21 protein-coding genes and 1 pseudogene are annotated in these 21690 nt (G+C 36.5%); 11 read left to right on the forward strand and 11 right to left on the reverse strand.

Going from position 1 to position 21690, the window contains the following annotated elements; translation table 11 throughout:
• The first annotated feature begins 72 nt into the window (after positions 1–72).
• The 5 genes from PSI06_RS07500 (at position 73) to PSI06_RS07520 (ending at position 4083) form a co-directional block, all read left to right on the forward strand.
• Entirely contained in the window at positions 73–1434 is a 1362-nt protein-coding gene (locus PSI06_RS07500; protein ID WP_273604422.1) for a hypothetical protein, read from the forward strand.
• Between the two features lie 10 nt (positions 1435–1444).
• Positions 1445–1783: a DUF5455 family protein gene (locus PSI06_RS07505; protein ID WP_273604421.1), complete on the forward strand. Its 339-nt coding sequence runs from the start codon at positions 1445–1447 to the stop codon at positions 1781–1783.
• Positions 1784–1786: 3 nt separating this feature from the next.
• Entirely contained in the window at positions 1787–3010 is a 1224-nt protein-coding gene (locus tag PSI06_RS07510) for a zonular occludens toxin domain-containing protein (protein ID WP_273604420.1), read from the forward strand.
• A gap of 248 nt (positions 3011–3258) precedes the next feature.
• Positions 3259–3675, forward strand: a complete 417-nt coding sequence (locus PSI06_RS07515) for a hypothetical protein (RefSeq protein WP_273604419.1) — start codon at positions 3259–3261, stop codon at positions 3673–3675.
• A complete protein-coding gene (locus PSI06_RS07520) occupies positions 3676–4083 on the forward strand; it encodes a hypothetical protein (RefSeq protein ID WP_273604418.1) in 408 nt (135 codons plus the stop codon).
• Positions 4084–4440: 357 nt separating this feature from the next.
• Here the strand turns inward: PSI06_RS07520 and PSI06_RS07525 are convergent, their stop codons facing one another.
• From PSI06_RS07525 to PSI06_RS07540, 4 genes are all read right to left on the reverse strand, one after another.
• Entirely contained in the window at positions 4441–4707 is a 267-nt protein-coding gene (locus PSI06_RS07525) for a hypothetical protein (protein WP_273604813.1), read from the reverse strand.
• A 64-nt stretch (positions 4708–4771) separates the two neighbouring features.
• A complete protein-coding gene (locus PSI06_RS07530) occupies positions 4772–5215 on the reverse strand; it encodes a hypothetical protein (RefSeq protein WP_154902856.1) in 444 nt (147 codons plus the stop codon).
• Positions 5216–6168: 953 nt separating this feature from the next.
• Positions 6169–6435 carry a hypothetical protein gene (locus PSI06_RS07535; RefSeq protein WP_273604813.1) on the reverse strand — a complete coding sequence of 89 codons (267 nt, stop codon included), beginning with the start codon at positions 6433–6435 and terminating at the stop codon, positions 6169–6171.
• 138 nt (positions 6436–6573) lie between these two features.
• Entirely contained in the window at positions 6574–6942 is a 369-nt protein-coding gene (locus PSI06_RS07540) for a hypothetical protein (RefSeq protein WP_273605002.1), read from the reverse strand.
• Between the two features lie 764 nt (positions 6943–7706).
• Here PSI06_RS07540 and PSI06_RS07545 point away from each other — a divergent pair.
• Positions 7707–8105 carry a hypothetical protein gene (locus PSI06_RS07545; protein WP_128081036.1) on the forward strand — a complete coding sequence of 133 codons (399 nt, stop codon included), beginning with the start codon at positions 7707–7709 and terminating at the stop codon, positions 8103–8105.
• Positions 8106–8441: 336 nt separating this feature from the next.
• On the opposite strand, the pseudogene PSI06_RS21665 reads toward PSI06_RS07545, so the two are convergent.
• From PSI06_RS21665 to glpK, 3 genes and pseudogenes are all read right to left on the reverse strand, one after another.
• A pseudogene (locus tag PSI06_RS21665) lies at positions 8442–8615 on the reverse strand (patatin-like phospholipase family protein); the annotation flags it as partial.
• Between the two features lie 300 nt (positions 8616–8915).
• Entirely contained in the window at positions 8916–9662 is a 747-nt protein-coding gene (locus PSI06_RS07550) for an MIP/aquaporin family protein (RefSeq protein WP_004586312.1), read from the reverse strand.
• Between the two features lie 177 nt (positions 9663–9839).
• Positions 9840–11336, reverse strand: coding sequence for a glycerol kinase GlpK (gene glpK, locus PSI06_RS07555; RefSeq protein WP_004586313.1), 1497 nt, complete (start codon positions 11334–11336; stop codon positions 9840–9842).
• A gap of 169 nt (positions 11337–11505) precedes the next feature.
• Between glpK and PSI06_RS07560 the strand changes: the two genes are divergently transcribed.
• Together PSI06_RS07560 and PSI06_RS07565 are read left to right on the forward strand one after the other, a co-directional pair.
• The gene (locus PSI06_RS07560) at positions 11506–12267 is read left to right on the forward strand and encodes a DeoR/GlpR family transcriptional regulator (protein WP_004586314.1); all 762 of its coding nucleotides are present in this window, start codon (positions 11506–11508) and stop codon (positions 12265–12267) included.
• Positions 12268–12830: 563 nt separating this feature from the next.
• Positions 12831–14447: a glycerol-3-phosphate dehydrogenase/oxidase gene (locus tag PSI06_RS07565; RefSeq protein ID WP_004586315.1), complete on the forward strand. Its 1617-nt coding sequence runs from the start codon at positions 12831–12833 to the stop codon at positions 14445–14447.
• 103 nt (positions 14448–14550) lie between these two features.
• Here PSI06_RS07565 and PSI06_RS07570 read toward each other — a convergent pair whose 3' ends face one another.
• The 4 genes from PSI06_RS07570 to PSI06_RS07585 form a co-directional block, all read right to left on the reverse strand.
• Positions 14551–15582, reverse strand: coding sequence for a patatin-like phospholipase family protein (locus PSI06_RS07570; protein ID WP_273603497.1), 1032 nt, complete (start codon positions 15580–15582; stop codon positions 14551–14553).
• A gap of 128 nt (positions 15583–15710) precedes the next feature.
• A complete protein-coding gene (locus PSI06_RS07575) occupies positions 15711–17117 on the reverse strand; it encodes an alanine/glycine:cation symporter family protein (protein ID WP_273603498.1) in 1407 nt (468 codons plus the stop codon).
• A gap of 126 nt (positions 17118–17243) precedes the next feature.
• On the reverse strand, positions 17244–18155 hold the full coding sequence (gene ctlX, locus PSI06_RS07580; RefSeq protein WP_273603499.1) for a citrulline utilization hydrolase CtlX: 912 nt from the start codon (positions 18153–18155) through the stop codon (positions 17244–17246).
• Positions 18152–19234 (reverse strand): ornithine cyclodeaminase, encoded by a 1083-nt coding sequence (locus PSI06_RS07585; protein ID WP_273603500.1) that lies wholly within the window; start codon positions 19232–19234, stop codon positions 18152–18154. Before PSI06_RS07585 ends, ctlX begins: the two co-directional genes overlap by 4 nt.
• Before the next feature lie 167 nt (positions 19235–19401).
• Between PSI06_RS07585 and PSI06_RS07590 the strand changes: the two genes are divergently transcribed.
• The 3 genes from PSI06_RS07590 to PSI06_RS07600 all read left to right on the forward strand — a co-directional run bounded on the left by PSI06_RS07590 (position 19402) and on the right by PSI06_RS07600 (position 21633).
• Entirely contained in the window at positions 19402–19833 is a 432-nt protein-coding gene (locus tag PSI06_RS07590; RefSeq protein ID WP_273603501.1) for an Lrp/AsnC family transcriptional regulator, read from the forward strand.
• Positions 19834–19908: 75 nt separating this feature from the next.
• Positions 19909–20619, forward strand: coding sequence for an AraC family transcriptional regulator (locus PSI06_RS07595; RefSeq protein ID WP_273603502.1), 711 nt, complete (start codon positions 19909–19911; stop codon positions 20617–20619).
• 150 nt (positions 20620–20769) lie between these two features.
• Complete coding sequence (locus tag PSI06_RS07600; RefSeq protein ID WP_273603503.1) at positions 20770–21633, forward strand: DMT family transporter; 864 nt, start codon at positions 20770–20772, stop codon at positions 21631–21633.
• Positions 21634–21690: the final 57 nt, after the last annotated feature.

Genomic DNA, 21690 nt, shown 5'->3' on the forward strand with positions numbered 1-21690 from the left:
CAAATGGTGGTTAATTAGCAATTTAATCTGCGGGCAATCACTGCCCGCTTTTACCCTCCACCGGTGCTAATTATGATAAATAAATATTTCTTCTTACCTTTAATAACTACAGCTTTTTTTAGCTCTTATACTCAAGCTGTTCTACCAGATATGGACGATCTAAAAGCTCCAAAAATTACTACTGTTCCTTGTGAAAATATCTCAATTAATGGATCTGGTGGTTATACTGTTTGTAGTGACAATGACCCAAAATTTGAAAGCTGTTCTTTATTTGCTCAAGATTTACCCGCTGAAAGCAACAACTCCTATGATTGGTACGCAGGAGGTTCTTGTTATTACGAAGGTTCAAGTTTAAGAATTAGACAGGAAGGTGTTAGAAGATACTCAGACGGTGAGATTGTTCCAACTTCATATACTTGGGCTACAAGAGCTAAAAATATTCGCGGTGTTGAAAAAGAGTCTTGTCCACCACCAACCTACCCAGAACACACAATAGTAGTTCCTGTTGATGGTTCAACCATGTGTGGCAAACCTTTTGACCCATATGATAATTGCCCAGCCGCAGGAGATTCAGACATGCCTGTTTTTGGTACTGGCTTACAAGTTACCCAATGCTATGCAAATCCTGATGGTTCTCAATGTAAAATACAATCTAACGCATCAGGTGACTATACATTACCTGCTGCTTTCGGCTCTTCTGAACCTGTACCATGCCAAGATGCCCCTTATGAGCCTGTCCCAGTGACAGATGATCCAACACCTCCAGAGCCAACTGAAGAAGCTGATAACACTCCTCAAATGAACGAAATTGATGCTTTAAATTTAATTAATGAAAATTTATATGTCATGAACAACAACCAAGTAATCGCTTCAACTACAAATACAACAATTCTTCAACGTGTTGTTTCTGAGTTACAAATTAATAATCAAGTTTTAGGTCAAATAAGAAATCAACCATCAAACTATTCTGGTTATCCTTTTGCCCCAACTGATACAGGAACAGATACAGGCGGCGATACAGGAACAGAGCCTTGTACTGGCGATGATTGTATAGAAGAACCTACACAAGAATATAATGATGAATGTATTGGTGATTTATGTGAATACGATATTGAACAAGCTATGTCAGATGATTTTCAAAAAGCTAGTGATTGGCTTGAAGAAGATATAACAACTCCAACTCAAGTTGATACCCTGACATCTAAAGTAACTTCATTTGTTTCATCTAATTTTTCTGGTTTTCGTGGTTCTTGTAGCCCATTTACTCTTAATGTATCTATTAAAGGCGACTCAAAATCTATTGTTGTAGACCAGCACTGTGAACCTTATGAAACTTATTTTAAACCCTTAGTTCAATGGCTTTTATGGGTTCTTACTGCCATTGCTCTAATTAATATTAGCTCACAATCTTTTAGAGCATTCTCAACATTATAAGGATTAACTAATGCCAGCACTTTTAGCAATACCTGCTTTATTAGCCGCTTTATCTGCTGGCGTTATGGCAATTATTAAATATTTAGTAGAGCGCTTTGGCCGTAAAGTTTTATTTGGCTCTGCCTTCATTATTGTTTATACGGCCTTACTTGTTGGTTTTGTTTCAACCTTAAACTCTCAGTTTTCTCAATTACTGGTTAGTTTACCTAATAACTCTTTTTCTCTTGCGGGCCTGTCGCTAGTTCCATCAAACGCAATTACCTGTGCAACTATTATCGTTTCAGCTAAAGCTGCACAAATGGCGTTTTACTTTTCACTTGGCATTATCAAAGTAAAGTTAAAGGCTTAAATTATGTCTAAAGGAATTTTTATAGAGGGCGTTAAACGCTCTGGCAAAACCAAATATGCTATCGACTTAATACATGATTATCTCAAACGTGGCCGTAAAGTTGCCACTAATTTAGATATTTACTTAGATAAAATGGATTTAGAAAATCCTCATGTAATTCGCCTACCTGACCACATGGCCAGTACGCATTTAAAAGATTTAGGATGTGGTTATCCAGAATTAGAAGAAAGCGATAAAAATTATGACGAAAGTAAAAATGGTCTAGTTGTAATAGATGAATTATTAACTTTTCTTAACTCCCGTTCCTTCAAAGATAAAGACCGCTTACAGATAGTTAGTTGGTTTGTTCAAATGGGTAAATATGGTTGGGACCTAGTTTTAATAGGTCAAGATTTTGAAGGTGTAGATAAACAGCTAAGAGATACCACAATAGACCAACTCATAAATGTAAAATCTGGAGCTAACTATTTTGGTTTTGGTTTTTTAAATTCAGTCGTTCAACGCTTATTTAATGCTCTTAACGTACCTAAATTTTCAGTAGCTCGTTTTTATGATGGTAAAGCAAAAACACGCAAAGCCCAGGGCTACCAGTTCTATATAAAATCATGGTGTCATGATTGGTATAATACCGCGCAAAAATTCTTACCTGATATTATGACCACTAAAGATGGCCGCTTAGTAAATATGGAATCAAGCTATTGTCTGGTGCCAACTAAGCAGCTAAAAAAATGGTATCTAGTAAAAGATAAAGTTAATGAGGTCATTGAAAATAAAAAGATTGAAAAAGACAAAAAGCCAATTTTAAAAAAATGGCACATTCCAGCATTAGTTGTTCTAGTTTCTTACTTGGCCTATACGTTCTACCCAGATATTACAAAGCCAGTAGATACAACTACGGTTAAACCTATTGATTCACATCAAACAGATACAAGCCCATTTAAAATAACTCAATACAAACCTGAGATTTTAGAGGGCGTTTATATCACTTGCTCAGTTATTGCTGATAGAAGAAATTCACATTATTGTTTTGAAAAAGAGGGTAAGCCTTTTTACCCTGATTCAATTGGTATTACTTTTGAGGTTGTTTCAAATTGCACAGCCAAGCTTAAATTTAACGACTCTTTTTATAATATTCACTGTCTGCCTTATCGTGTCGATTCCTATTCATACGCTAAGCGTCCCACTACAGACGAACCTACAACTCAACAGCAAGAAACAAGCAGCTAAAAAATGGCAATGTCGTGCCAGCGCTTGCCGCGGCCGACATGCCATTTAGCTGTTTAATACACTGATGGCTTTAGCCATGTAGACCGCACACAAATTTTAATTTAGCATTACCGTAAATCGGTCGTAACTAAGCGAAGCGCAACCCCTGCCCTTAGTTACTCTATACTGCGCTTGCGCCCCTGATAAACCTTTTCGGAGTTAGATAATGATTAACCATTGTGATTTTTTTAAAAGGAGTAAAAATCACAATGTTTAAATCAGAATTTCATAAACAGTTTCTTTCTTTATTTGGCTACGATTATGCAAAAGGAGCCAAAGAACTGGGCGTAAGTGAAAGGCAAGTAAGGCGCTATGTGAAATCAGGTAAAGCCAGTCTCCCAGTAGAAAAACTAACAGCTATTATTTATCGAGGTTATTTACCTGATACTGGAGCATGGGCTGACTGTAAAATTTCTCTACATGATCATACAATGAGTACACCTTGGGGCGAAGTAAAACCTTCTGATGTTCAGCTCGTGCATCGTTATAAATGGTCTGCTAGAAAATCAGAATCTATGTATAAAACCCTCAAGGAAAATCATAAAACACAGGATAATTATTTATCTGACTTACAAGACCAATTACTTAATATTATTGGTGAAATATCTGAAAGGACAGGAAGCTAAATGGAATTAAACTATTTAAAACTATACTTTTCACTAACTTTTGCTGGTTTAACAATCTGGGGAGTCGATGAAGCCGTTGATTTATATAAATTAAAGCTTGTTACTGATGCTGCAAATTCTGCTATTAAGCAATCTCAGTTTGAAGCTAAAAGTGCAGCTATTAAAGCCCAAACTGAAGCCTTGAAACAAAAAAATCGCAATCAAATTATAAGCAGACAAAACGCACAAAGAGAAGCAACAATAAGGAATGCGCAGAGAACAAACAATGAAATTTGCTCATTCTGGAGAGGGCAGTATAACTCTTCAAATACCGACAGAAATAAGTTAATGATGGAAGGTGCATGTGAAAGAGCTTCAAAACCGCCAAGCATGTCAACTACAACAATAAACCTCAAAGGTAATAACTAGGTCAAACTGTCACGCCTGATAGCACTTGTAAACCGTTAATAAAAAAGGGCATTTCGCCCTTTTCTTATATATTACGTACCGTAATTTATGGGTTGTTAGTGGTGGTAAGTATTGGATGTTAATTTTAAAAGCTTAGGGAGTGTTTAAGGCAGCTAAAAACAAAGAAATGGATAGGATTAAAAGTAAAAATAATCAATAGCTGCATAATCCGCGGCAAGCGCTGGAGTTATGCTGCTATTGATTAAAGTTTAAAGAGTAATGGAGCATATTTAAAATGAACAGGATGTAATATTGATACCGGTTCATAATAAACAAGAAATTAATACAAGACTCTCCCGCTAGCGGGTCCCTCTCATATTAATTTACATGTTCTGATTCAAGCGATAATTTAACGTTAATTAGCGATTCAATTTCTGATGATTGGTCTATCAAACGATGAAATAAAGGCTCTATTTCAGTGAAGTCAGAACCACCATTTAAAACGGCATAAATGCCATTACACAATTCGGAGTGTGAAGCGGCCAGATTCTTAATGTTTTCGCATGAAATTAATTTATGGATAGCGTCCTCGTGAGCTGGCGCTATGTTGCTTGTATTTGGTAAAATGGTATTGTTATTAGACATGTTAAAACCTCGAAGTTTAATGTGTTAAGCCTATGCAGGTGTTCCAGCACCTGTATAGGCAATCTTATTTACTACTACGTACAATATGACTCATGAATCGCTTTAACTCAGCACTTAATTTAGTGTTAGGAAAAAGCTTCAAAAAGCCCTCTTTTAACTCTGCCTCTAGCTTAAAATTGCAACTAGAATCCAGTTCAAAATCCTCTTGGTAGATATTACCTTTTGTATCAGGTTCAATCATTGGTTGTTCAGCTTGCGCTTGTTGTTTAAATTTATATACATTTCTTAAAGCAGCAGCCCCTTTTGATGATTGTGAATGGCTTGCAGACTTGCCATAAGCCATAAGCCCAGGTGAATCATAATTAAGCCTACCAGATAAAACAGATCGACTTATAAAACCTCTAAGCTCATTACTAATATTTGAATGATTCGATTTACACAGCTCAGAGAAATCGTTTTTAAGCTTTGAATTAACCCTAAAATTACACAAAGTTATTTTTTCAGACATGGATACTACCCAATTAATACTTACAATGTATATACAAAATAGCACTTAAATTTAGTAAGTCAACAAGTTTGTGTATACATTGACTTTATTTTGTATTGAAAATGTATTTATTTTGTATTTATTTTAAAACAAAATAAAAAACAATTTAAAAAACAAAAATAAACATATAAAACAATGCATTAAGCATGTTTTACATGTTTAATAATACACAAAGAATGTCAAAATGAGACTAGAGTCCACTATTAAAGTATGTGGACTCTTAAACACCTGTGCCTATTTCGGTACATGGGTTTTATTTCAAATATGGGTTTGGTTTATCAGGGGCGCGATGCGCGGGTATATTTTTCTAAATGTAGTTGGTTTATGGTTGCGGCCGTTTAACTACAGGTTGGTAAATTAAATCTGTGTGCGGCCTTTCATGAAACAAAGTTTCATAGGTTCCTACGGTGAAGTCTCCAGTGGTACGTAATAATTGCATTAAATTATTACGTAACCTTACAAAGTATATGGTTATTAATACCCCCCATAAATGACATTATGTTACGGGCTAGAACCGCTACGCTTAAAAGGGCTTTTGTTCTAGTTCGTGTGGGCTGGCGCTATTTTCCACACGAAAAACCACAAACGCCCCGCCATTAGGATATTTTGGCGGGGCGTTTTCTCAACATAAAGTTCATCAATTTATGGGTAGTTAGTGGTGGTAAGTATTGGATGTTAATTTTAAAAGCTTAGGGAGTGTTTAAGGCAGCTAAAAACAAAGAAATGGATAGGATTAAAAGTAAAAATAATCAATAGCTGCATAATCCGCGGCAAGCGCTGGAGTTATGCTGCTATTGATTAAAGTTTAAAGAGTAATGGAGCATATTTAAAATGAACAGGATGTAATATTGATACCGGTTCATAATAAACAAGAAATTAATACAAGACTCTCCCGCTAGCGGGTCCCTCTCATATTAATTTACATGTTCTGATTCAAGCGATAATTTAACGTTAATTAGCGATTCAATTTCTGATGATTGGTCTATCAAACGATGAAATAAAGGCTCTATTTCAGTGAAGTCAGAACCACCATTTAAAACGGCATAAATGCCATTACACAATTCGGAGTGTGAAGCGGCCAGATTCTTAATGTTTTCGCATGAAATTAATTTATGGATAGCGTCCTCGTGAGCTGGCGCTATGTTGCTTGTATTTGGTAAAATGGTATTGTTATTAGACATGTTAAAACCTCGAAGTTTAATGTGTTAAGCCTATGCAGGTGTTCCAGCACCTGTATAGGCAATCTTATTTACTACTACGTACAATATGACTCATGAATCGCTTTAACTCAGCACTTAATTTAGTGTTAGGAAAAAGCTTCAAAAGCCCTCTGTTAACTCTGCCTCTAGCTTAAAATTGCAACTAGAATCCAGTTCAAAATCCTCTTGGTAGATATTACCTTTTGTATCAGGTTCAATCATTGGTTGTTCAGCTTGCGCTTGTTGTTTAAATTTATATACATTTCTTAAAGCAGCAGCCCCTTTTGATGATTGTGAATGGCTTGCAGACTTGCCATAAGCCATAAGCCCAGGTGAATCATAATTAAGCCTACCAGATAAAACAGATCGACTTATAAAACCTCTAAGCTCATTACTAATATTTGAATGATTCGATTTACACAGCTCAGAGAAATCGTTTTTAAGCTTTGAATTAACCCTAAAATTACACAAAGTTATTTTTTCAGACATGGATACTACCCAATTAATACTTACAATGTATATACAAAATAGCACTTAAATTTAGTAAGTCAACAAGTTTGTGTATACATTGACTTTATTTTGTATTGAAAATGTATTTATTTTGTATTTATTTTAAAACAAAATAAAAAACAATTTAAAAAACAAAAATAAACATATAAAACAATGCATTAAGCATGTTTTACATGTTTAATAATACACAAAGAATGTCAAAATGAGACTAGAGTCCACTATTAAAGTATGTGGACTCTTAAACACCTGTGCCTATTTCGGTACATGGGTTTTATTTCAAATATGGGTTTGGTTTATCAGGGGCGCGATGCGCGGGTATATTTTTCTAAATGTAGTTGGTTTATGGTTGCGGCCGTTTAACTACAGGTTGGTAAATTAAATCTGTGTGCGGCCTTTCATGAAACAAAGTTTCATAGGTTCCTACGGTGAAGTCTCCAGTGGTACGTAATAATTGCATTAAATTATTACGTAACCTTACAAAGTATATGGTTATTAATACCCCCCATAAATGACATTATGTTACGGGCTAGAACCGCTACGCTTAAAAGGGCTTTTGTTCTAGTTCGTGTGGGCTGGCGCTATTTTCCACACGAAAAACCACAAACGCCCCGCCATTAGGATATTTTGGCGGGGCGTTTTCTCAACATAAAGTTCATCAATTTATGGGTTGTGTATTTAAAGTTGTAAAATCACATACAACCTTGTATGTTTTAAATACTGTTAATTATTTAAAGGAATAAAAAGTGACTACTTTCAAAATATTGACGTTTTTCATATTTTTCACCCTATCCATAAGTAATGTGTTTGCAAATAGCTCAACATCTTCATATTTAAAAAATGAAATTAATGAAGCCCATAAAGCTTATTTGTTTAATGATACTGCCACCGGTTTATATGCATTGAACTCACTAGCTCGTTTATTAGAGTTTATTGGCCCAGATGAGCTTTCAATTGAAGGAACAAACTTAAACCTTGCTTTAACTTACTTCCGAATTGGTCTATTACATGAAAAAAATAGTGATGGACTACTTAAAAATAAGTATTTTTCACAAGCAATAGTGCTAGCTCCAAATTCAAAGGAAATTTTAACTAGTGACTTTCGCACCCTAGTTGATAAACTTGATAAAAATTTTAGTGAATGAAATATTTTATAGGTAACAATTTGTCGATACTAAATAATTATTTTATGGAAAAGAAACCGTGATATTATATTTCACAAAGTCATTATATAAATAGTAAAGCTAATTATTAAGGTATTAATAATTAACCTTTTAAATTAAAAATCACACAAGATCTTATGATTATCCTAAATTAGTTGGGAAAACACATCACAATGTAATTAAGCTGAAACTAATTTTCGAATAGGATTCTTTCTACAAATTCTATTTATGAGATTAGCTTTAATTTTTCGAATCTACCTTTATCTTTACGCAGCCCTTAACTTATTATCTTTTACACCCATAGATTTTATCTAGTCATCAATTTATTATCAAACGCTCAAGCGACTTATCAGTTTCACTAAAAACGCTATTCCAATATTTAATGTGTGTATCTACATCAAAAACAGTAAAGTCGCTCTGTCTGGGATTCTCCATAAGGTAAACCTGCTATAAATTCTTTTGATGGGAGATCATCACAACGCTATCGTAATTTTTGTGGTGTTACTTTTTTTTATCTAAGCGCCCTGCTTTTTAAATTTAAATTAAAATATAAAATTAAGTCGGCCTTATTAATTTTAAATAAAAACGAATTTAGTTTAGCACCTCATTGCATTATACATTTAACATGCAAACAATGACTTGCTTTGCTAATAAACTATTTATTATGCGTGCGGTAATTTTATTTAACTTTACACAAATAAAAGGGCTATGCGCCCTTTTTATTTTTTATGATTATAAAATTAATTAGTTTGTGTATTAATAATGTGTCTGTGCGTTTAGTGTGTATTTAACTTAAATAGTGTTCGTTGAGCTAATTAAAATATGAAACCAAGCAGCTAATAGCCCACCTATTAATGGGCCAATTACCGGCACCCATGAGTAACTCCAATTACTATCCGTTTTTCCTTTTATTGGTAATAACGAATGAACAATGCGCGGGCCTAAATCGCGAGCTGGATTTATCGCGTATCCTGTGGTTCCACCTAAAGAAAGCCCTATTCCCCAAACTACAAATGCAACAGGAATGGCACCAATTGATCCTAAACCTATTTTTACACCAGAGCCGTCGGAAATTTCAGCCGAAGAAAAATAAAATACACAAATGAGTAAAACAAATGTGCCTATTACTTCACTAAGTACATTCCTAAATGTGTTTTGTATTGCTGGAGATGTACAAAATACTGCTCGTTTCAAAAGCGGATCGTCGGTGGCATCAAAGTGATCTTTGTATATTGCATACACTAATGAAGCGCCGATCATAGCGCCTATAAACTCAGCAACAATATAGCTTGGTACCTCAGACCAGGGGAATGACCCTGCTACGGCTAAACCCAATGTAACCGCAGGGTTTAGGTGCGCACCACTGTATTGGCCGGCAACAACAACGCCGATAAAAACACCAAATGCCCAAGCTGTAGTGATTGTCATCCAACCGCCACCATGGCCCAATGTTTTTTTGAGTATGTCGTTAGCAACAACCCCACCACCAATTAAAATTAGTAATGCTGTGCCAACTATTTCAGCTAAGAAAGGTGACATTTTAATATTCCTTATTAGTGATAAAAACCGTCCATAACTATGTATTTATCAGACAAGCCCAAATATTTATAATATTTGGTTTACATCATCATAAATACGTATTTTATATTTAACGTTAAGTCTGTTTTAGTTTTTAATAACGTATATTAAAAAACTTAATCAGATAATTTTTACCATTTATTCTTGCAAGCAATCTTCGCTTTGAACTTTTTTGACTGAATTACACCAACCAGCATACAATTCATCTCGTTTTACTTTAGTCATATCGGGTACGAATCGTTTATCGCAATTCCAGTTTGTAGCTAATGACTCAAGTGATGGGAAAACACCCGCTTTTAGACCTGCTAAATAGGCGACGCCTAATACAGTTGTTTCACTTATGCTAGAACGATCAACTTCTGCACCTAACACATCAGACAAAAACTGCATAAGCCAGCTATTTTTTACCATACCGCCATCAACTCTCAGTACCTGAGGACGCACCCCATCTGACTCCATAGATTTTTGAAGATCTTTAGTTTGAAAACAGACTGATTGTAATCCAGCGGTTACAATCTCTTTAATACCGGTGTCTCTGGTTAAACCAAAAATAGCGCCCCGCGCATTAGCATCCCAATAAGGTGCACCTAATCCAGTAAACGCTGGTACCATATAAATACCGTGGTCTAAAGGGGTATTACACGCAAGTGATTCAGTTTCATCTGCTTTTTCGATTAGCTGTAAACCGTCTCTAAGCCATTGAATTGCCGCACCTGCAACAAAAATGCTACCTTCAAGCGCATAGGTTGGTTTACCATTTAGTCTGTAAGCTACTGTACTTAAAAGCCTATTTTCAGATTCAAGGACTTTATCGCCAGTGTTAACCATCATAAAGCACCCTGTTCCATAGGTACTTTTTGCCATGCCGGGTTGAAAGCATGTTTGCCCAAATAGTGCAGCCTGTTGATCGCCGGCCATAGCTAAAATAGGAACTTCGTAACCTAAATATGCTTGCTCTGCTACGCCAAAGTCATCAGATGAGTCCATAACCTCGGGTAACATGTGTTTAGGTATATTGAAAAGTTCAAGTAATTCTGGATCCCACTCTTGGGTGTGAATATTAAACAACATAGTACGTGATGCGTTTGTGGCGTCGGTGCGGTGCTCTTTTCCACCTGTTAATTTCCACAATAGATACGTATCAACAGTACCAAAGATTAAATCGCCATTTTCTGCCTTTTCTCTAGCGCCTTCGCAGTTATCCAAAATCCAATTTATTTTTGTTGCAGAAAAATAAGGGTCGATTAAAAGCCCTGTCTTTTTGCTAACCATTTTTTCTTTGCCAGCTTTTTTTAAACTATTACAAAACTCTGACGTACGTCTATCTTGCCAAACAATCGCGTTATAAACAGGCTCGCCTGTTTTTTTGTCCCACACAATGGTTGTTTCACGTTGGTTAGTAATACCAATTGCAATCACTTTATCTTGTTGTGGGTCAATGTGCTTCATTACCGCTTCAGTCGTTTGTTTAACAGAATGCCAAATATCATCTGTTTTATGCTCTACGTAGCCGGCTTTAGGAAAGTGTTGCTCGAACTCTTGTTGTTCTAAGTAAGCAATATTACCTTTTAAGTCGAATAGTACACTTCTAGAACTAGTTGTGCCTTGATCTATTGAAAGAATGTATTTATTCATTGTTTTTTTCACTTCTACTTTCGATTATTTTCGTTTTTTTACTATTACATGGATTTATCGGTACATACAACTAAAATACGTCCTTAATATATAATTATTTATATGTAATTTTCATTCATTTGTTTTTAATCTATAATTTGCCGATAGCTTATTCTCAAATGTGAAGCACATGACTCAAGATCAGAGACACGAATCCATACTAAAATTATTAAAAGAAAGAGGTTCAATTTCTATAGAAGAATTGGTAAGTCATTATAAGGTTACGCCGCAAACTATCAGACGCGATCTCACATATTTAGCCAATATAAATAAATTAAGGCGCCACCATGGCGGTGCTAGTGCAATTTCAAGTATTGAAAATACCGCGTATCAAACCCGAAAAATTATGGACTTAGAAGCTAAGCAAAAAATAGCTGACCACATCGTTAGTATGATACCCAATGGCTCTTCACTTTTTATAAACATAGGCACCACAACAGAGACTATCGCGAAAGCATTACTTAATCATGAAAATTTAAAAGTGGTTACTAATAACCTAAATGTTGCGGCTATATTAGGCGTTAAAAAAGACTTTACCGTGCTTATTGCAGGCGGTGAGGTTAGACACAGAGACGGCGGCATTATTGGTGAAACAACAGAAGACTTTATTAATCAATTTCGTATGGATTTTGGCATTATTGGCATCAGTGGTATAGAAGAAAATGGCGCGTTACTTGATTTTGACTATCGAGAAGTACGTGTAGCACAGGCAATTATTAAAAATTCACGTAACGTTCTACTGGCCGCCGACCATTCTAAATTTGGTCGATATGCAATGGTGAGATTGGGTAATATTACACAAGCCAATAATTTCATTACTGATGCGCAGCCACCTGAAAGTATACTTACTTTACTAAAAGAGCACGATGTAACACTGCATTTAGCCCATTAAAATAAACAGCATAGGGATGTTTAAAGCTGTATTTATACTCGTTTATGGGGATATAGCAGACAGTACAGTGTAAAAATTATTAATCATAACTTTATATTGCAATTTTTACTCTGCCATAGCGCAATTTTCAAGGTGCTATAATCCATCTTTTTTTATGTCGTTGGCATTATTAAGATACCTTTCTTTTTTTTTCTAAATACGCTAGCTCAAGCTAGAACGTACTAATTTTTCAAAATTTAAATTACAACCACTGCAAAAGTTTGATTTTCATTTATGTATTTTAATGTTTGCAAATGTTCGTTATTAAGTGTTATTTTTATTAAAGGGAAAATTTGTACCATGTTTATTTTCAGCCTATAAATATTTTTACCTGCTATCCTACGTTAGATGTTGAATACCTACCCCGTGACAATAATTTTTAGTCTTGGGATTGTATTAATAAATAGGCAAGGTTTGATATTTCGCAATGCAAGTAAAACGCCCTAAATATTTAAAAATTACACCTTAGAGCCCTTTAGGCCTTATATAGTTAATTAAGCTTCTTAAAATAGGTAATCCAATAGATGAGTCAACTCAGAGACAACAATATTAAAAAGCTTCCTCAAGATGTCTATGATGTTTTGATTATTGGAGGAGGTATTAACGGTGCAGTTTCTGCTGCAGCACTAGCGGCTAAAGGTGCTAAAGTTGCGTTGATAGACAAAGGTGATTTTGCTGGTTTTACAAGTTCAAACTCATCTAATTTAGCATGGGGTGGTATAAAGTACTTAGAAGGCCATGAATATAATCTAGTTAACAAACTTTGTAAAAGTAGAAACCATTTAATGCGTAGTTACCCTTCTACTGTTAAAGAAATTCGTTTTTTTACAAGTATTCAAAAAGGCTTTAGGTTTCCTGCATTATTTGTTTATTTAGGGACTATTCTCTATTGGTTTATGGGCCGTTTTTTTACAAAATCTCCTCAATACCTTACTACAAAAAAAATTAAGTCTTTGGAGCCTGTTGTTGATACAAAAAATGTTGAGGCCGGGTTTGAATATTCAGATAGCTTTTTATTAGATAACGATGCGCGTTTTGTTTTTAATTTTATTCGCTCCAGTATGAGTCATGGCTGTATTGCAGCTAACTATGTTAGTTCACAAGGCTCAACGCGCGCTGATGGCGTTTGGACTACAAAAGCGGTAGATGAAATATCTAACGAACAATTTAACATTCGTTCTAAGGTTATCATTAATGCTGCGGGTCCGTTTGTTGATCCGCTTAATGACGTTAATAACCAAACAACGGCTCATCATCATGTTTTTTCAAAAGGTATTCACCTAATTGTTGATAAAATTACGAATAGCCATAAGGTGTTAACTTTTTTTGCTGACGATGGACGATTGTTTTTTGTGATCCCCATGGGGCCTAAAACTTGTATTGGTACAACCGATACACAAGTTCATAGTCCATACTCAGAAGTGACTGATGAAGACAGAAATTTTGTTCTAGGTAACGCAAATAAGCTACTGGATTTAGAAAAAGAACTGACTAAAGATGACATTATTGCCGAGCGTTGCGGTGTTAGGCCTTTAGCTATTAAAAAAGACGGTAATGGCCAAGCTGATTGGGTACAGCTATCGCGCAAACACGCAATAGATACGAATAAGGATAAACAATACCTGTCTATTTTTGGCGGTAAATTAACTGATTGTATTAATGTTGGCGATGAAGTAGCTGATTTGGTTACAAGCCTAGGCATTAACCTGCCACATAAAGACTACAAATGGTACGGCGAGCCTGACGACACCGTTAAAAATGAGTTTTTGCATCGTGCAAAATTAATGAACTTAGATGGTTTAACACCTATTACATCAACTGAGCCGCTTAGTAAACGGTTTTGGAGGCGCTACGGTAGAAATAGCATTAACATGCTTGAAAAAATTCGCGAAGTACCTGAAAAAGCAGAACTTCTTATTAAACACTCTGAATACTTACGTGTAGAAATAGAGCATGCTGCCGAGCGAGAAATGATAACTAAACTCAGTGACTTTTTGCGCCGCCGGTCTAAGATTTCATTGGTTGTTAGAACGCAGGATATTCTTAACGATCCTGGTTTGCAGGAGGTTTGCCAAATCTTATTTGGTAAAGAAAATGCTCAAAGCAAACTCCAAGAGTATATTGATGAAATATCAAAATAGCATTTTATAACTATCAGGCGCTTTACAGTATATTGGCTACCAGTGCAGTTAATCAATTGTTCTGGTATCCAATAGTTTAGCGACTAAATTGTAATTTAGCCTATTAATAATAAGTTCTAGTTTTTAATTTTTTATCGAAATCTTCAGCTAGCTTTTCAGTTTCGCTAAAAACGGTATTCCAATATTTTATACGTGTGTCTGCATCAAGTTTAGTAAAGTCACTCCTGTCTGGAATTTTTCCGTAAGGCAACCCTGCTACAAACTTTTTTGAAGGTGAAATCATCACAACATTATCGTAATTTTGCGGTGCAACTTTACGTTTTAAACTTTTGTCAAACCAGCCTGCTTTTGGTTCGCTATTAAAATGTGGATATAAAATTAAGCCAGGGTTATTAATTTTTAAGTCAAAATGGTAGTCAATGATCCCGCCATCGCGATACATGCCTTGTGGTGAGCCTGCAATATTTTTTACCCCTTGCATAACAAGCGGTATTGAGCCCGATGCAAGTAAGGCATCTTTTAAATTTGTTTGGCTAAGTGGTATGTTTTGGGTTTTAAAATTATAACTGTCGGTTATTGATAAGTTGCTGTTTGGCGCGCCAAAAATAAATCGCTCGTACTGCGAGCCTAATAATTTTCGGTTAACCCGATTAAGCATGTAACTTTTTGATAAACCTAAAAGTTGAATTAATTTATTTTCACTAGCAATAAAGCCATTCGATTTTGCCACTATAAAATGCGCTTTAAAAATAGGATTATTTAAAATTTCGGTTACGCCGTGCTCCCCAAATACATCATCTAATAATGCGCGGGCTTTTAGTGTAATTTCAGCAAGTGTTGGTTTATTACTCGTGTAACGGGTTTGCGAATATGATTTTGCTAAACGCTCAATGGCAGCAACCGGATCGTTTTGTGCAAAACATGCAGAACGAAAAGCACCCGCTGATGACCCAATTAAATTAAGCGGTTGGGTGCGGTTTTTAAAAAACTCACCAAAAATATACTTGTCTAATCCAAATAGGGTAAACCATTTAGGCCCGCCACTTGCCCCTAAAAAAGAGGTAAATAACTCGGGTTTAAAGCCCTGCTCGTTAATAATTTTTGCAGCTGTTTTACCTGCGACAATATCGATCATCTAATCGGTTTACCTTATTATTTTATATTTTAGTGCTGTTTAAAAAACCTAAAACTGAATATTTATGCAAAATTAAAAAACGGTTTTATGTTGCCATCAAACCGCTTTTAATAATCAAAGTTGCTTAATTAATCCCAAATACCGCTTTCGCACTTTCCCTGTATCTTTACGTCATTTACTTTAAATTCGGGGTCTATGCCTTTTTCTCTTTGTGTGTTGTAGTCTCGATTAACAGACAAAATAGTGGGCGTGAGCAATATAATAGCGATTACGTTAACCACTGTCATTAGCCCTAGTGCTATATCGGCTAAATCCCACACTTCTTTTAACGAGGCTGACGCGCCCCAAAGCATCATTGATAAATAAAGTAATGTATAAATTGTGCGCCCTATTTTGTTATCAAGCTTAAATAAATGAAGGTTACTTTCGGCGTAAGCATAGTTTGCCACCACCGAGGTAAAAGCAAATAAGGTAATTGCTGCTGCAACAAAGTACACACCGCCTTGTGCTAAATGTGCGGTCATGGCGCTTTGGGTTAGACGTATGCCTTCCATTTCGCCGCTTATATCTACATCGGCCAATAAAATAACTACCGCGGTACAGCTACAAAGTACAATTGTATCGAAAAAAACGCCAAGCATTTGTATATACCCTTGAGTAACTGGGTGATTAGGCATTGGGCTAGCGCTTGCTGCAGCATGCGGCACACTACCTGCGCCGGCTTCGTTAGAATATAATCCGCGTTGTATACCGTTTTTAATGGCAGCGGCCATTGCTCCTGCGCCTGCTTCTTGTAAACCAAACGCTGATAAAAACACATCTTTAAGCATGGCAGGCACTTGCGGTAAATTCATAATCGTAATAATAACCGCCGCGGCTACAAATAATATGCCCATTAGTGGCACTACTCGCTCAGCAAAGCGGGCAATAGCTTTAAAGCCACCTAATATAATTGAGCCTGCTAATACGGTAATAACTAACCCAGAATAAAAGGTAGGTACTTGAAAAGCATAGTTAAGGGCGTCGGTTATGGTATTGGTTTGCATGGCACTAAAAGTAAAGCCATAACCTAAAAATAAACACGCGGCAAACACAATAGCAAAGGCACGGCTGCCCAAACCTTGTTGAATATAATAGGCGGGGCCGCCTCTAAATTCGCCACTACTATCGCGTACTTTATACACTTGCCCTAATACACTTTCGGCAAAGCCGGTTGCCATGCCTAGTATGGCTATAACCCACATCCAAAATATGGCGCCGCTTCCGCCTAGTGAAATTGCAACAGCGACCCCAGCTAAATTACCTGTACCTACACGGGCACACAAGCCAGTACACAATGCTTGAAATGATGAAATGTCGTCTTTTTTACACTTGCTACTGCCTTTTAACAGGCTAAACATGTGTTTAAATTTTACTATTTGAATTGCTTTTAAACGTACCGAAAACCAAATACCTGCAAACAGTAGTATGTAGATTAGTATTTGGCCTTCTCCCCATAATAGGCCATTTACACTTTTTACTACGGTATCGAACATGGGCTAATCCTTTTGTATTTATTATGTTTTTACTCAGCGTGTAGTTGAGTAATTGGCATTTAATAATGCATGTTAGCCATAGATTAAGGCAGCTAAGCTGCCTTAGTATGTTGACTTAGTGGTAGGTTATTTACTTTGCAGGTGTATGCCAGCAATCATGCATCTAACCGAACCTCCCGCCGACTCTATGGTTGGTATAGGTAACGGAACAAGTTTAGCTGTTTTTTGTATTACTGCTTTTTGCTCGGTTGTAAGTGCATTAAACGCCGTTTGTGAGAGTGCTAAAATACGACCATTTGTACCTTGTAACTCTATTGCGTTGCCGCAAAAGCTACTTATTTGCTCATTAGTTAAGTTTATTACTTCTAAATGGCTTTGTATAAAATGGCTAGTTAATTGTTTGTGCTGACTATTTGGCACCATATTTAAGCTGATCATGGCAAACTCTGTGGCTACACACATTAATACATTAGTATGATAAACCGCAGTACCTTGCTCATCGTAGGCGTTAAATACAACAGGTTTTAGCTTTAATTGTTCGCATACTGTATTAACCACGGTTTTAGTAGTGCGCTTCGATTCTACTGCATAAGCAAGCTTATGGGGGTGGTCAATAACAAGCGATCCTGTGCCTTCTAAAAATGCATTTTCTTTCGCTAAAAATGAATAATCAGTCACAGACAACACTTTATAGTGATTAGTCAAAAAATCAATAATATCTTTTCGATATTCTAACCTTCTGTTTTCTGCGTACATTGGGTACATAACTAGCTCGCCACTTTGATGAGTAGAAAACCAATTATTTGGAAACACAGAATCGGGCGTGTGTGTATGTTCGTCTTCAAAAAGATGAACCGTTACACCCTCGTTTTGTAATAATTTAACCGCTTTAGTGACTTCGTCAAAGGCAAGCTGACTCTGATTTTGTGAGTTGCAGGTACTTTGAAACGTGTTGTCTAACATGGTTTGTGGGTTAGATGTAAAGTGATGCGGGCGCACCATCACCACCGCTGTCGGTGCTTGTTTTATGTGGCTCATGCGACTTGCTCTTGCTTAGGTGTTTTTGATGGTTGTGTACTATTAAGTACCGAAAATAAATTACGCGGATCAGCTTGTTGTGTAATTAAATCAAGTAGTTCAAACTCACCCGCAGCCACCAGCGCGTCTTTAATATACACCAGCGCGGTAAAGTCTTCGCTTGCAAAGCCTACCCCATCAAAAATAGTAAGCTCGTCGTTACTTGTACGCCCAGGTGTTTGTTTATTAATTACTTTATGAAACTCTGTTACGGCAAAGGTTTTGCTCATTTGCTGTATTTCGCCCTCTATTCTGGTTTGCGGTTCATACTCTACAAACACATTTGCGCGCGTTAATAATTGTGAATCAAGCTCTGTTTTACCAGGGCAATCCCCACCAATGGCATTTAAATGCACGCCCTGGGGGATCATATCGCTGGTTAAAATAGTGGCATTTTTTTTATCGGCTGTGCAGGTGGTAATAATGTGCGCGCCTTGTACGGCTTCTTCTGCGCTATTGCATAGAGTTACATTTAAGCCGTAACCACTTAAGTTGTTGTAGGCTTTTTGTGAGGCATTTTTATCAATATCGTATAAACGAATGTGAGTAATGCCTAATACGGCTTTAAAAGCTAATGCCTGAAACTCAGACTGTGCGCCATTACCAATTAATGTAAGCGTTGTTGAGTGCTTAGGCGCTAAATACTTTGCTACAAGCGCCGATGTGGCCGCTGTGCGTAAGGCTGTTAGTAAGCACATTTCGCTGATCATAACCGGATAGCCGCTATCAACATCCGACAAAATACCAAATGCGGCCACGGTTTGAAGTTCCTTAAAGGTGTTTTTTGGATGACCATTTACATATTTACAGCTAAACATTTTACCGTCGCTTACGGGCATAAGCTCTATTACGCCATCAGGAGAGTGCGCTGCATAACGGGGCGATTTATCAAACTCATCCCAGCGAGCAAAGTCCTGTTCTAATCTTTGAGTAAGCTCAAGCAATACGTTTTCTATTCCGACTTTATTTATAAGTTTGGCCATTGCCTGTACGCTAACAAATGGAACACCTTGTTTAGGTTGTGCGATAAAATGACTCATAAATACCTCTTTAATGACTAAATAAATTAATTGAAATAAGTTTATAGGCCAGAGGTGTTACTTAAAATGCCAAAAGTTTATACAAATAATATTATTTTTTAGCAAATTGCTATGCATTAAAGTACAAATTTAGTAATTTGTAATAAACACATAACCCAAGGCGTTTTATGACCCCTTACATTTACGACTCATTAGATAACGCATTAATAGCCGAATTACGAAAAGATGGCCGCGCTTCTATTTCAGCCCTAGCCGATGTTTTAAATGTTTCGCGCGGGACAGTGCAAAACCGCTTAGACCGTTTAGTCTCATCAGGCGCTATATTAGGCTTTACGGTGCGTGTACACGAACACATAGAAACCGAAGCTGTAAGAGCAATAATGATGGTGGAAGTGGTGGGTAAATCTACATCGCAGGTAATTAAAACCATGCGCGGCATACCAGAGCTAACAAAGTTACATACAACCAATGGCGCTTGGGATCTAGTGGCTGAAATACAGGCGGCAAATTTAGGTGAGTTTGATGGCGTACTCAGGCAAGTACGCGAAATAGAAGGCATTTTAAATAGCGAAACCAGTATATTATTGTCATCTACTTAGGTTTAATCAACGCCATGTTTTACTTAAAGTATGTTAGGCAATACTCGGTTTGTGTATTAGGTATTGGAGTAGGTAATGAATAAGCTTTCTATTCGGTATTATTCGCAAGATATAAAGCGCCACCAGCACAATTACCATCAACTCGTTTTACCCCTACACGGGGAAATTTTTATAACGTTAAATAATGACTTTAAAACAACGGTGAGTACAGGCAGTTGTATCGTTATAGAGAAAAACGTAGTGCATGCCTTTACGGCCGATGAAGCCGCGCGTTTTATTGTGGCAGATTTAGACGCGCTACCTCAAAACCTTATTCATCTTTTATGCCCTAAAATCTCAATAGATAGCCGTTTATTAAGTTACTTACAGTTTATAGAGCAGCAACTGCTCGTTGTTAGCGATGAAAAGCTTACAAGTTCAACTTTTTATTTATTTTACTTATTACTTTGTGAGCAAAGCAGCCACAGTAATATTGATAAACGAATAGATAATGTAATAACCACTGTTAAGCAAAATTTAGCCTACCCCTACACGTTAAAAGAGCTGGCCGATATAGCCTGTTTAAGCGTTACACAATTTAAAACTGTGTTTAAAAAAAGTACCACTATGAGTGCGCTGCAATATTTAACTATGTTGCGAATGCAGCACGCTCGCGCCCTTTTAACCCATTCAGACTTACCGATTGCTTTAGTAGGCGAGCGCATTGGTTATAACGATGCCTCTGCGTTTAGCCGCCGGTTTAATGTATATTTTGGACAGCCACCTAAAGCGTTTGCAAAGCAGTAATATAGATAACCTAAACACGAAATAATAAAGCAAGCTCAAGCAGAGCGTAGGTTAAATAGCGTCAGAGCAAACAATAACACCGTCTTTTTAGCACATTTTTAAAAGCCTATATTGATACACTCAGTACCTAGTATTTACGGAGGGTAATTAATGGCAACACACATAGGGTTTTTAGCAATATTTTCGTGGGGGCTTTTAGCATTACTAGGTAATTTAACCAAAGCGATCCCGGCTTTTCAGTTACTTTTTATGTGCTTTGCACTTTCTTTTATTATTTTATTAGTAAAACGTTTTGCTACAAAACAGCCATTATTAACCCCTCCTAAACTTTCTAAAAAACAAATTGTAATAGGTGTTACCGGCTTATTTGGTTTTCACTTTTGTTATTTTATGGCTTTAAAATACGGTCCTTTAATAGAGGTAAGCTTAATTGTGTACCTTTGGCCATTATTACTGGGTGTATTTGTGGCTACCCCTGGGTCTAAATTTAAAGCAATATTAGGCGGATTATTGGGGTTTTTAGGCACGCTTAGTTTAATTACCGATGGCAGTGGATTATCTATTAATAGTGAGTATTACTTAGGGTATTTTTTTGCAGGATGCTGCGCAGTACTGTGGTCTAGTTATTCTTATTTAATGTCGCAATTTAATAGCCAAGTAGATGACATAGGCTGGCTTTCGCTTATTGTGGCTGTGCTTGCCCTTTGTGCACATTCTTATTTTGAAACAACCGTTACTAGTTTGTCTGTTTCACAATGGCTAGGCGCTATTTTATTAGGGTTAGGCCCAGTGGGAGGTGCATTTTATTTATGGGATTATGGTTTAAAATTTGGTAACCGCTCGCTATTAGCCTCGTTAAGTTTTTTAACGCCGGTGCTTTCTACTTTTATTTTAATACTCGCTTCGCAGGCTCCTTTTAGTTGGTCAGTGTTTTTTGCTTTAGCGCTTATTTTAATAGGTGCGGCGATTAGCAATAAAAAGCCATCGATAAGTTTAAAAAAAGCAGAGCTTTAATTTTGCCACTGCACTTTACCAACGCTTAAACTTAAGTAGTAATTTAAGTTTAAGCGT

The sequence above is a fragment of the Pseudoalteromonas sp. GABNS16E genome, from assembly GCF_028598715.1.
In the GTDB taxonomy this organism is placed as follows: domain Bacteria; phylum Pseudomonadota; class Gammaproteobacteria; order Enterobacterales; family Alteromonadaceae; genus Pseudoalteromonas; species Pseudoalteromonas atlantica.